Annotated in this window: 11 protein-coding genes; 4 read left to right on the top strand and 7 right to left on the bottom strand. The window is 73.0% G+C overall.

Annotated features, from left to right (window positions below; all coding sequences use genetic code 11):
- Positions 1–23: 23 nt before the first annotated feature.
- Positions 24–998: an AsnC family transcriptional regulator gene (locus G3I78_RS41140; RefSeq protein WP_203616220.1), complete on the top strand. Its 975-nt coding sequence runs from the start codon at positions 24–26 to the stop codon at positions 996–998.
- A gap of 2 nt (positions 999–1,000) precedes the next feature.
- Here G3I78_RS41140 and G3I78_RS41135 read toward each other — a convergent pair whose 3' ends face one another.
- The gene (locus tag G3I78_RS41135; RefSeq protein WP_164434520.1) at positions 1,001–1,864 is read right to left on the bottom strand and encodes a LysR substrate-binding domain-containing protein; all 864 of its coding nucleotides are present in this window, start codon (positions 1,862–1,864) and stop codon (positions 1,001–1,003) included.
- Between the two features lie 171 nt (positions 1,865–2,035).
- On the opposite strand from G3I78_RS41135, the gene G3I78_RS41130 reads away from it, so the two are divergent.
- Positions 2,036–3,058, top strand: a complete 1,023-nt coding sequence (locus G3I78_RS41130; RefSeq protein ID WP_164434653.1) for a bile acid:sodium symporter family protein — start codon at positions 2,036–2,038, stop codon at positions 3,056–3,058.
- On the opposite strand, the gene G3I78_RS41125 is transcribed toward G3I78_RS41130, so the two are convergent.
- The 3 genes from G3I78_RS41125 to G3I78_RS41115 all read right to left on the bottom strand — a co-directional run bounded on the left by G3I78_RS41125 (position 2,994) and on the right by G3I78_RS41115 (position 7,114).
- Positions 2,994–4,220 (bottom strand): DUF4185 domain-containing protein, encoded by a 1,227-nt coding sequence (locus G3I78_RS41125; RefSeq protein WP_164434518.1) that lies wholly within the window; start codon positions 4,218–4,220, stop codon positions 2,994–2,996. The genes G3I78_RS41130 and G3I78_RS41125 overlap by 65 nt on opposite strands.
- Before the next feature lie 10 nt (positions 4,221–4,230).
- A complete protein-coding gene (locus G3I78_RS41120) occupies positions 4,231–6,093 on the bottom strand; it encodes a sialidase family protein (RefSeq protein ID WP_164434516.1) in 1,863 nt (620 codons plus the stop codon).
- A gap of 106 nt (positions 6,094–6,199) precedes the next feature.
- A complete protein-coding gene (locus tag G3I78_RS41115; protein WP_164434514.1) occupies positions 6,200–7,114 on the bottom strand; it encodes a zinc-binding dehydrogenase in 915 nt (304 codons plus the stop codon).
- Between the two features lie 98 nt (positions 7,115–7,212).
- Between G3I78_RS41115 and G3I78_RS41110 the strand changes: the two genes are divergently transcribed.
- Positions 7,213–7,650, top strand: coding sequence for a MarR family transcriptional regulator (locus G3I78_RS41110; protein WP_164434512.1), 438 nt, complete (start codon positions 7,213–7,215; stop codon positions 7,648–7,650).
- 19 nt (positions 7,651–7,669) lie between these two features.
- Positions 7,670–8,197 (top strand): isochorismatase family protein, encoded by a 528-nt coding sequence (locus G3I78_RS41105; protein ID WP_164434510.1) that lies wholly within the window; start codon positions 7,670–7,672, stop codon positions 8,195–8,197.
- Positions 8,198–8,296: 99 nt separating this feature from the next.
- On the opposite strand, the gene fdhD is transcribed toward G3I78_RS41105, so the two are convergent.
- From fdhD to G3I78_RS41090, 3 genes are read right to left on the bottom strand one after another with little or no spacing between them, the layout of a single operon-like run.
- Positions 8,297–9,145 carry a formate dehydrogenase accessory sulfurtransferase FdhD gene (gene fdhD / locus G3I78_RS41100; protein WP_164434508.1) on the bottom strand — a complete coding sequence of 283 codons (849 nt, stop codon included), beginning with the start codon at positions 9,143–9,145 and terminating at the stop codon, positions 8,297–8,299.
- Between the two features lie 7 nt (positions 9,146–9,152).
- A complete protein-coding gene (locus tag G3I78_RS41095; RefSeq protein ID WP_164434507.1) occupies positions 9,153–10,013 on the bottom strand; it encodes a 2Fe-2S iron-sulfur cluster-binding protein in 861 nt (286 codons plus the stop codon).
- Positions 10,010–11,827: an NADH-ubiquinone oxidoreductase-F iron-sulfur binding region domain-containing protein gene (locus tag G3I78_RS41090; protein ID WP_164434651.1), complete on the bottom strand. Its 1,818-nt coding sequence runs from the start codon at positions 11,825–11,827 to the stop codon at positions 10,010–10,012. Before G3I78_RS41090 ends, G3I78_RS41095 begins: the two co-directional genes overlap by 4 nt.
- Positions 11,828–11,831: the final 4 nt, after the last annotated feature.

Genomic DNA, 11,831 nt, shown 5'->3' with positions numbered 1-11,831 from the left:
CGACAGGAGCAGGCGTGCTGACGATGGAATCCGACGTCTTCGACGAACTTGACCTCCGGTTGCTGCACGCCCTGGAGGTCAACGGACGGGCCTCCTTCAGCCGGATCGGCGCGGTGCTCGGGGTCTCCGACCAGACCGTCGCGCGCCGCTACCGGCGGCTGTGCGCCGAGGGCGGGCTGCGGGTCGTCCTGCTGCGGGACGCCCAGGCGCTCGGCCGGGACCAGTGGATGCTGCGGGTGCGCTGCGCCCCCGACAGCGCCACGGCCATCTCGGACGCCCTGGCCAAGCGCCCCGACACGGGCTGGATCGGACTCGCCTCCGGCGGCACCGAGATCGTCTGCATGACCCGCCCCCGCAGCCCCGGCGAGCACGACGAACTGCTCCTCGGCAGGCTCCCGCGCACCCCCAGCGTCGTGGAGATCCGCGCCCACCAGCTCCTGCACCGTTTCTACGGCGGCCCGGCCGGGTGGCTCCAGAAGTTCCACGCGCTCACGCCCGAGGAGATCGCCGCCCTGCACCCCGACCTGGGCCCGGTGGACGGACCGGCCCGGATCGACCCGGACGACGAGCCCCTGCTGGCCGTCCTGGAGCGCGACGGCCGGGCCGGCCTCCCCGAACTCCAGCGTGCCACCGGCCGGTCCGAGTCCGCGGTCAGGCGCCGGCTCACGGCACTGCTCGCCTCGGGGGCGGTGTACATCGACATCGAGTACAACTCCGAGACGCTGGGATACGGACGCGGGGCCGCCCTGTGGATCACGACGGAGCCCGGTGCCCTGGAGCCCGTCGGGCGGGCCCTCGCGGAGCACGACGAGATCGCCTTCGCGAGTGCCACGGCCGGTGTCTCCAACATCGTGGTGACGGTGGTGGTGAAGGACACCGCCGCGCTGTACGCCTACCTGAGCGGGCCGCTGGGCTGGCTGGAGGGCGTCCGCCATGTGGAGGCCACGCCTTTCCTGCGCCGGGTGAAGCAGCTGACGTACCAGCGCGCCCCGCGCTGACCTCACCCCCGGTGCAACCGGTCCCCGCCCGCCAGGATCGCGGAGGCCAGCGCGTCCGCCGCCCCCTGCGCCGCGGTCCGCCGGGCCCCGTGCACCAGCACGAAGTCCACCCGCCCCAGCTCCGGCAGCCCGGACCGGTCCGGCATCCGCACCAGCCCCGGCGGCACCAGCCCCCGGGAGTGCGCCATCACCCCGAGCCCCGCACGGGCCGCCGCGATCAGCCCGTTCAGACTCCCGCTGGTGCAGACGATCCGCCACTCCCGCCCCTGCCGCTCCAGCGCCTCCAGGGCGAGCGCCCGGGTGATCCCCGGCGGCGGATAGACGATCAACGGCACCGCGCGGTCCGGGTCCAGGCGCAGCCGCTCGGCCCCGATCCACACCAGCCGGTCGTGCCACACCAGTTCGCCCCGGGGATCCTCGGGGCGCCGCTTGGCCAGCACCAGATCCAGCTTCCCGGCGGCCAGTTGCTCGTGCAGCGTCCCCGACAGCTCGACGGTCAGCTCCAGGTCGACCTCGGGATGGTCGTAGCGGAATCCCTCCAGGATCTCCGGCAGCCGCGTCAGCACGAAGTCCTCCGAGGCCCCGAACCGCAGCCGCCCCCGCACCCGCGTCCCCGTGAAGAACGCCGTCGCCTGGTCGTGCACCTCCAGGATCCGGCGGGCGAACCCGAGCATCGCCTCGCCGTCCTCCGTCAGCTCCACGGAGTGGGTGTCCCGGCTGAACAACTGCCGTCCGGCGGCGTCCTCCAGGCGCCGGACGTGCTGGCTCACGGTCGACTGGCGCAGCCCGAGCCGCCGGGCGGCCTGAGTGAAGCTCAGGGTCTGCGCCACCGCGAGGAACGTACGCAGCTGGGACGGGTCGTACATCGCCCCAGGTTATCGCGGAACGTGATGACAGTCAGAGTGGTATGCCGGATTCCCGATCAAGAGGTGGAAGAGGACGATGGAGAGGGGACCCCGAGCCTTGGGGGAACCCGTACCGCCTTCGAGCACGAGAGCAAGTGGAGCACCGTGAAGCGCCTGCAATGGCCGGCCTGGATGCCGGTCGACCCGTACATCCTGCTGTTGCTCGGGACCGTCGGCCTGGCGGCCCTCGTACCGGCACACGGGACCTCCGCGGACGTGGCCTCCGGAGCCTCCACGGCGGCGATCGCCTTCCTCTTCTTCCTGTACGGCGCCCGCCTCTCCACCCGTGAGGCGATGGACGGCCTCAAGCACTGGCGGCTGCACGTCACGGTCCTCGCCTGTACGTTCGTGATCTTCCCGCTGCTGGGCCTCGCCGCCCGCGGACTCGTCCCGGTCCTCCTGACCCACCCGCTCTACCAGGGCCTGCTCTTCCTCACCCTGGTCCCCTCCACCATCCAGTCGTCCATCGCCTTCACCTCGATGGCCCGCGGCAACGTACCCGCCGCGATCTGCGCGGGCTCCTTCTCCTCGCTGGTCGGCATCGTCATCACCCCGCTCCTCGCCGCCGCGTTGCTCGGCAGCAGCGGCGGGGGCTTCTCGGCCGACTCGCTCCTGGAGATCGTGCTCCAGCTCCTCGTGCCGTTCCTGGCCGGGCAGTTGACGCGCCGCTGGATCGGCGCCTTCATCACCCGGCACAAGAAGGTCCTCGGCCTCGTCGACCGGGGCTCGATCCTGCTGGTCGTCTACACCGCGTTCAGCGAAGGCATGGTCCAGGGCATCTGGCACCAGGTGAGCCCCTTGCGGCTCGGCGGACTGCTGGTCGTCGAGGCCGTCCTGCTCGCCGTGATGCTCCTGCTCACCTGGTACGGCGGCAAGGCGCTGAGGTTCGGCCGCGAGGACCGCATCGCCATCCAGTTCGCCGGCTCGAAGAAGTCCCTCGCCTCCGGACTGCCCATGGCCAGCGTCCTGTTCGGCGCGCACGCCTCGCTCGCCGTGCTGCCGCTGATGCTCTTCCACCAGATGCAGCTGATGGTGTGCGCGGTGATCGCCAAGCGCCGCTCCCACGACCCCGTCCCCGCCGACGAGGACGTCACCGCGCCGGAGCCAGCCGAAGCGTCACGAACCGCGGTCGGTACAGCGACACGTTCCGGTTGAGCTGCGCCGAAGCACCGGCCGCGTCCAGCCAGTTGACGTCGTAGCTCAGCACCAGCCGCTCCCCGTCGCCGGAAGTGGCGGGATGCACCTGCGGGTTGTAGGCGGCGACCTGGCCGGCCGGCAGCGACGGCGTGAAGTCCTTCGCCGGGCCGTGCCAGGGCCCGGTGGGGGAGCACGCCCAGTAAGAGGTCACGGCCGCCAGCCCCTTGGTCCCGGCGGCCATCGTGAACAGCACGTACGTGCCGTCCCGCCGTACGACCGAGAAGGCGCTGCCCACCCCGGTGCGCCGCCCGTCCCCGAGCACCGGGCGCGGGCGGGCGCCGGTCGTCCAGTCGGAGCCGTCCCAGTACTCCCAGGCGCCCGGCTCCCCGAGCCCGCCCACCGGCACCCGTGCCACATAGGCGGAGGACGCGGGCCGGGACGCGGCCTGGCCGTCGTCGCCCCCGAAGACATACGTCCACTCCCCGTCCTCGACCAGCGTGGTCCCGAACAGCACGCGCCGGGACGGGTCCTGGACCCGCTGCTCGTCCAGGACCCTCGTGACCGACTCGACGCGCAGGTCGGGCAGGGAGAGCGTGGCGACCTCGGTCGCGGTCGGGACGCCGTAGATCCAGGGGGCCCGGCCCGCCGTCCGCACCCACAGCAGCACCCGTACGACCTGTTCGCGGGAGCCGGGGGAGCGGGGTTCGACCCGGGCGGCGACCGGCCAGCGCCACTGGTTCGGGGCGGGGTCGGCGAAGAGGGGTGCGGGGAGGGTGGACTCCAGGCGGCCGTCGCGCATCAGCACCGCCGAGTTGCGCACCAGGGGCGCGGTGGTGTCCCGCCAGGCGTACGACTCGCCGACCGGGTTGGGCGGGCGGTACACCTGGCCGAGGTAGGTGTCGGAGAACAGCCACAGCAGCCGGCCGTCCGGCAGCCGCACCGAGTGGGTGCCGTCGCCGCCGGTCCAGTCGTCGGTGCGGGAGGCGTCGTCGCCGTAGCGGGCGAACTCGGTGGTGAGACGGTCGTCGGCGGACCAGGAGGCGACGGTGCGCGGCTCGCAACCGCCGCCCCGGTCATCGTCGTCGGGCACGAGGGTGATCAGCGCGGCCGCGAGCACCAGCGTCAGCAGCAGGCCGACGCCGGTGCCCGTCCGCTGCCGTGCTTGTCCGTCCTCGGGCACGGCGCGGACGTTAGCGGCTCTCGTCCACCCGGTCCATGGGCAGCCACAGGACGGTGTCCCACGCGGAGGTGCTCGCGTCGGCGATCTCCTCGTCGGTCAGGGCCCGGTCCCAGACCCGGACGTCGTCGACCGCGCCGGTGAAGAAGGCCCGGCCGTCCATGCGCTGCCCGATGTGCACGCCGAACGGCGAGTTGCGGCTGACCGAGCCGGACACGTCCGCCGTACTGAGCGCCGTACCGTCGACGAAGAGTGTCAGCCGCCCGCCGCCCCGGCGCAGGGTCGCGTGGTGCCACCGGCCGTCGTTGTAGGCGCCGTCGGTGCTCACGGACGCCGTCCGCAGGGCCGTCGCGCCGTCCCGCACGGTGATCAGTCCGCGCAGCCGTCCGCTCGCGGGCTCCCCGCGCAGCCAGACCTGCGGCTGCCCGGTGCCGATGCCGCCCATCCACAGCAGCGGCTGCTCCCCGCCGACCGCCGTGTACCTGAACCACAGGGAGGCGGTGAAGTCCTTGGCGCCGAGCGGGAGTTCAGCGCGGTACGGCAGCCGTACGGCGTCGTCGACACCGTCGAACTCCAGGGCCCCGTCGTGCACGCCGGTGGTCTCCCGGGCGCCGCCGAGCACCGCCGCCTCGGGGGCGAGGGGCGCGCGGTCGGGGGTGGTCGGGTCGGCGCCGCGGCGTGGGGTCAGCCAGTCCTCGGTGAAGCGGGCGAAGCGGATCTCGTCGCGCGCGTCGACGGCTCCGCCCTCGTAGAGCAGGCCCACCGTGTCCTGGCCGATGGCCGCCATGTCGGAGTAGCCGGACCAGTCCGTGGTGACGACCGTGCCGCGGTCGACGCTGTCCCAGGTGCGGCCGCCGTCGTAGGAGGAGCGGATCATCATCGTCCTGCGGCGGTCGGGATCGCCCGGGCAGGACAGCAGGAGCCGGTCGGCGAGATCCAGCAGGGCGCACTGCACCTGCGGGGCGTACAGGTCGGGCAGGGCCGTGAACGGCGAGGCGAAGCTGTCGCCGCCGTCGAGGCTGACGGCCTGGGTGCGGTGGCCCAGGTCGGTGCCGTCCTGCTCGCGCCCGCTGACCAGGACGGTCCCGTCGGCGCGCTCGGCGAGCGTCACCTCGGAGGGCTTCTGCCGGAAGGTGCCGTCGGCGGCGATCGGCCACGAGTCGGTGGCGCCGACCCGCCAGTGCTCCCCGCCGTCGTCGCTCACGACGAGTGCCGCGTGGTTGGCGCTGACCTGAGTGCCGTCCCACGTCTCGGCGTTGACCCCGAGCACGAGCCGCCCCGCGTACCGGCCGCGGGCGAGCTGGATGCCGTGCACCGGGCCGGTGGCGTACCAGGAGTTCCACGTGGACGGCATCGCCTCGGCGCTCAGGTCGCGGGGCGCGGACCAGGTGACGCCGTCGTCGTCGCTGTACTGGAGGTGCGGGGTGCGGTCACAGGGCACGGTGCAGCTGCCGCTGTCGGTACGGCCCGTGTTGTACGTCTCGGCCAGCAGGATGCGCCCGGTCTCCCGGTCCACGACCGGCGCCGGATTGCCGTGGGTGTCCCCGGCGCCCTCGCTGACCACCTGGAGCGGGCCCCAGGTACGGCCGCCGTCGGTGGACCGCTTGAGGACGATGTCGATGTCGGTGGCGTCCCCGCAGTTGAGGACCCGCCCCTCGGCGAAGGCGAGCAGCGTGCCCGCCGTGGTCCTGACGACGGCCGGGATGCGGAAGCAGGCGTAGCCCGGGTCCCGGTCCGCCTTGAAGAGGATCTGCTGCTCGAACTCCGGTGCCGCGCCGCTGGATCGGGCGCCCGCGGGCGTCGGCAGAGCGAGCAGTGCGGCGGCGGTGAACACGGCGGTCAGGGTGGATCTCAGACGTGCGCGACTCGACGGCACGGGCGAACCTGCCCTTCAATTGTCTGTACATCCGGAAATGTGACCTACGTGTCACGGACGGTAATTCGGCTCCCGCGCGCCCCACAAGAACCGCGCGCGTGTCCCGTCACGGATGGAGTACGACTTTTCCGAGGTTGCCCCGCGCCTCGATCACTCCGTGCGCCCCGGCCGCGTCCTCCAGGGCGAACTCGCCGTGCACGACGGGCCGTAGGGCGCCTTCCGTGAACATCCGCCACAGCTCCGCGCGCCACCGCTCGTACAGCTCCGGCCGCTCCCGGGCGATCCGCGCCATCTGAAAGCCCGTCACGGTCTTCGCGCCGACGAGAAGGTCGTACGCCCGGACGGTCCCGCCGCCCGAGCTGTACGCCACGAGCCGCCCGCCCGGGGCGAGTGCGGCCAGGGCGGGCCCGAGCAGCTCGCCGCCGACCGCGTCGAGCGCGTAGTCCGCGGGCTCGCCCCAGCTCTCCTGCCCGTACAGGACGGTGTCGTCGGCGCCGAGAGCGCGCACGAAGTCCGCCTTGGCCGGGTCGGACACCGCGCCCACGACCCGGGCCGCGCCGCCCCGGGCCCGGGCGAGCTGCACGGCCAGGTGGCCGACGCCGCTCGCCGCGGCCGTGATCAGGGCCGTCTCTCCCGGCTCCGGGCGGGCGGCCTCCAGTGCGCCGAGCGCGACCAGGCCGCTGCGGACCAGGGCGACCGCGTCTACGGCCGAGGCGCCGGCCGGGACGGGCGAGGCCATGGACTCGTGCAGCAGCGCGAAGTCGGCGTAGGCGTGGCCGAAGCACAGCCCCGTGACACGGTCGCCGGGCCGATGGCGGTCACCGCGCGAGGCCACGACCTCCCCGGCGATCTCGCCGCCGAGCGGTACCGGTTCGGCGGACTCGGTGACCTTGCGGACCACGGGCAGCGTGACGCCGACCGCCTCGCAGCGCACGAGGAGTTCGCCGGGGCCCGGCTCGGGGACGGGGGCCTCCTCCAGGAACAGCGGGCCGCCGGTTGACTCGTAGCGGACGCGGCGCATCGGCCACACCTCCAGGGGATTCGTTGGTGCTCCCAACGGTCCCGACCGTACCCTCGGAATCATTGGGAAGTCCAACGGTTTTTGGATAGGCTGCCCGCATGGCCGAAGCACCCCTCCCCGAGATCCGCTCCCTGCCCAGCTGGCTCCTCGGCCGGGCCGCCGCCCGCATCCAGGCCCTGGTCGCCGAGGCGCTGGCCGCCGAGGGCATGAAGATGTGGCACCACGTGGTGCTCTCCGCCGTCCGCGACCTCGCCCCCGTCGCCCAGGCCGACCTCGGCCGCGGGGTCCGGCTCGACCCCAAGGACCTGGTCGGCGTCCTCAACGACCTCCAGTCCGCCGGACTCGTCGTACGCGAACCCGACCCCCGCGACCGCCGCAAGAACGCCGTGTCCCTCACCGGCGAGGGCGCCCGGCTCCTCAAGCGCTGCGAGAAGGCGGCCCGCGAGGCCAACGACGAACTCCTCGCCCCGCTCTCACCGGCCGAACGCGACCGTTTCACGGGCCTGTTGATCCGGATCTCCGGTACGGAGGGCTGATGGCGGATAACGTTCCGTCATGACCGCACCCCTGGCGCTGGACCCCGCGCGCACCGCCCTCGTGCTGGTGGATCTGATGGACCGCATCGTCGCCCTGCCCCTGGAGCCCCGCAAGGGCACCGACGTGCTCCTGACGGCCGAGACACTGGCGGCGCGCTTCCGTTCCGCCGGTGCCCCCGTGGTGCTCGTCCGGGTCGAACGGCAGGGAACCCCCGAACAGCCGCCCGGCAGCGGCCTCGCGGCCGGACTCGCGCACGACGGCGACATCGAGATCGTGAAGCGCACCATCGGCGCCTTCCAGCACACCGATCTCGACGCCCGGCTGCGCGAACTGGGCGTCGGCGCCCTGGTGTTCGCGGGCATCGCCACCAACCTGGGCGTGGAGTCCACGGCCAGGGCGGCCGGCGATCTCGGCTACGACCTGGTCTTCGTGGAGGACGCCATGACGGCGCTCACGGCACCGGAGCACGAGGCGTCGGTGCGGCTCGACTTCCCGAGGCTGGGCACCGTGGTGACGGCGGCCGAGGTGAGCTTCGGCACCGGCTGAGGCACCCCCGCGGGCGACCGGACGATCCAGCGGAGCCCCGATGGCGCAGGGGGCGCTCCCCGCCGGTCGGGGCCCCGCCGCCGTGTCGCGGGGAGCCGGTCAGCTCTGGGAGGCCGCGGCCCGCAGAGCGATGCGGTTCTCGCCCGCGTACACGTTCATGGAGCTGCCCCGCAGGAAGCCCACCAGCGTCAGTCCCGTCTCGGCGGCCAGGTCCACCGCGAGCGAGGACGGCGCCGAGACGGCGGCGAGCACCGGGATGCCGGCCATCACGGCCTTCTGCGCCAGCTCGAAGGAGGCCCGCCCCGAGACCAGGAGGATGGTCCGGGACAGCGGCAGGTCGCCGTTCTGGAGGGCCCGCCCGACCAGTTTGTCGACGGCGTTGTGCCGGCCCACGTCCTCGCGGATGTCGAGCAGTTCGCCGTCCTCGGTGAACAGGGCGGCCGCGTGCAGACCCCCGGTCCGGTCGAAGACCCGCTGGGCCGCGCGCAGCCGGTCGGGGAGGCTCGCGAGCAGTTCGGGCTCGACCCGGACCGGGGGAGTGTCGGCTATCTCCCAGCGGGCCGTGGTGCGCACCGCGTCGAGGCTGGCCTTGCCGCACAGGCCGCAGGACGAGGTCGTGTAGACGTTCCGCTCCAGCGTGATGTCGGGGATCACCACACCGGGGGCGGTCCGTACGTCCACGATGTTGTAGGTGTTCGAGCCGTCCACCGTCGCCCCCGCGCAGTAGACGATGTTCTGGAGCTCCGGGGCGGCGCCCAGCACCCCCTCGCTCACCAGGAATCCGGCGGCCAGCGCGAAGTCGTCGCCCGGGGTGCGCATGGTGATCGCGAGCGGCTTGCCGTTCAGCCGGATCTCCAGCGGTTCCTCGGCGACGAGCGTGTCCGGACGCGAGGACACGGCCCCGTCCCGGATGCGGATCACCTTGCGTCGTTCCGTGACTCGTCCCATATGTGTCTCAGTCCCGGTTCTGTACGTGCTGGTAGCCGAAGCGGCCCTTGATGCAGAGGTTGCCGTGGGTCACCGGGTTGTCGTGCGGCGAGGTGACCTTCACGATCTCATTGTCCTGCACATGGAGCGTGAGGTTGCAGCCCACTCCGCAGTAGGCGCACACCGTGGTCGTCTCGGTCTGCGCCGACTCGTCCCAGCTGCCCGCCGCCCGCATGTCGAACTCCGACTTGAACGACAGCGCGCCCGTCGGGCACACCTCGATGCAGTTCCCGCAGTACACGCAGGCCGAGTCGGTCAGCGGGGCGTCGTGCTCCACGGCGATCCGGGCGTCGAAGCCCCGGCCGGCGACGGAGATCGCGAAGCTGTTCTGCCACTGGTCCCCGCAGGCGTCCACGCACTTGTAGCAGAGGATGCACTTGTCGTAGTCGCGCACGTACAGATCGTTGTCGACCTTCGGCTCCTCGTTCAGCCGGGCCGCGTCCGGGCCGAAGCGGTCCGGTTTCGCCTCGTACTCCTTGATCCACTCCGCGACCCCCGGGGTCGTCGACAGGTCGACCGAGGAGGCGAGCAGTTCGAGGACGACCTTGCGGCTGTGCCGGGCGCGCTCGGTGTCGGTCCGCACCTCCATTCCGGGCTCGGCCCTGCGGGAGCAGGCCGGGACCAGGGTGCGCGCCCCCTCCACCTCCACCACACAGACCCGGCAGGCGTTCTTCGGGGTGAGGGTGTCGCCCTGGCACAGCGTCGGGATGTCCTTCCCGGCGGCCCGGCAGGCGTCGAGGATCGTCGAGCCCTCGGTCGTGCGCGCGGGCTCCCCGTCGAGGGTGAACTCCAGCAGCCGGCGCGGGATCCCCAGCGGTACCACGGTCATTCGTACGCCCCCAGACGGTCGATGGCGGATTCCACGGCGTTCCACGCGGTCTGCCCGAGACCGCAGATCGAGGCGTCCCGCATGGCGCGGCCGACCTCCCTGAGCAGGGCGATGTCGTCGGCGGCCGCCGCCCCGGTGCGCTCGGCGATCCGGTGCAGCGCCTCCTCCTGGCGCACGGTCCCGACCCGGCACGGCACGCACTGCCCGCACGACTCGTCCCGGAAGAACTCGGCGATGCGCAGCAGCAGCCGGGGGAGCGGCACGGTGTCGTCGAAGGCCATGACGACCCCGGAGCCGAGCGTGGTGCCCGCCTCCCGGGTGCCTTCGAAGGTGAGCGGGACGCCGAGTTCGTCGGGCCTGACGAAACCGCCGGCGGCCCCGCCGAGCAGCACCGCGCGAAGCCCGTCGCGGACCTCGGCGAGGTCGAGCAGCTCGCCCAGGGTCGCGCCGAACGGCAGCTCGTAGATCCCGGGGCGGCCCACGCTCCCCGACACGCAGTACAGCTTCGGCCCGGTCGACCTCCCGGTGCCGATCGCCGCGTAGGCGGGTGCGCCCATGGTGAGGATGGGCAGTACGTTGATCAGCGTCTCGACGTTGTTCTCGACCGTGGGCTTTCCGAACAGGCCCTTCTCCACCGGGAACGGCGGCTTCGAGCGCGGTTCGCCCCGGTAGCCCTCGATGGAGTTGAACAGGGCGGTCTCCTCACCGCAGATGTAGGCGCCCGCACCGCGCCGGATCTCGATGTCGAAGGCGTAGCCCTGGCCGAGGACGTCGTCGCCGAGGAAGCCACGCGCGCGTGCCTGGGCGATCGCGTGCTCCAGCCTGCGCAGCGCCCGCGGGTACTCACCGCGCAGATAGAGGTAGCCCCGGTGCGCGCCGGTCGCGTACGCGGCGATGGTCATGGCCTCGACCAGCGCGTACGGGTCGCCCTCCATGATCACCCGGTCCTTGAAGGTGCCCGGCTCGGATTCGTCCGCGTTGCACACCAGGTAGTGCGGGTGGTCGGGCTGGGACGCCGTGGCCTGCCATTTGCGGCCGGTGGGGAAGGCGGCGCCGCCACGCCCGACCAGGCCGGAGTCGGTGACCTCGCGGATGACTCCGGCGGGACCGAGCGCGAAGGCCCGGCGCAGTGCGGTGTAGCCGCCGTGGGAGCGGTAGTCGTCGAGCGAGGACGGGTCGACCACGCCGACACGGCCGAGGAGCATCAGGCCGTCCCGGCCCGCCTGCGGGACCGCCAGTGCCGCGGGCGGCTCCTCGGGCGCCGAGTCGGGCGAGCTCGCGGCGAGCACGGCCCGCTCCACCGTCGCCGGTGCCGAGACCGCCGTACGCACCGGGTCGCCCGCCCTGACGACGAGGGCGGCCGGTGCCCGCTCGCACAGGCCGAGGCACGGGCTGCGCTCCACGGAGACACCGGGGCCGAGGCGGGCCTCGATCCCGGCGCAGAGTCCGGGGGCGCCCGCCGCCGCGCACGCCAGGTCGGTGCAGACCTGGAGGACGGTCGCGGGGCGGGGCCGTACCGAGAACATCGCGTAGAAGGTGGCCACCCCGTACGCCTCCGCCGGCGGCACGGTCAGCCGCCGGCACAGGTAGTCGAGGGCGCCCTCGCTGATCCAGCCGATCCGGTCGTTGATCGCGTGCAGCCCCGGCAACAGCAGGTCGCGGCGGTCCCGTGCCTCGCGGCCGCCGCGGGCCCACCTCAGGTCGGCGTCGGAGCGGTCCGCGCCCTCCCAGGAGGACTCCGGGGGGCCCAACAGGGCGTCCACGGCGGCCCGTTCGTCGTCCGTCGGTTTGCTGTCGCCGAAGTGCAGGTCCACTTGC

The sequence above is a fragment of the Streptomyces sp. SID13726 genome (genome assembly GCF_010548375.1).
Taxonomy (GTDB): Bacteria; Actinomycetota; Actinomycetes; order Streptomycetales; family Streptomycetaceae; genus Streptomyces.
This window is presented reverse-complemented; position numbering and strand designations above follow the sequence as displayed.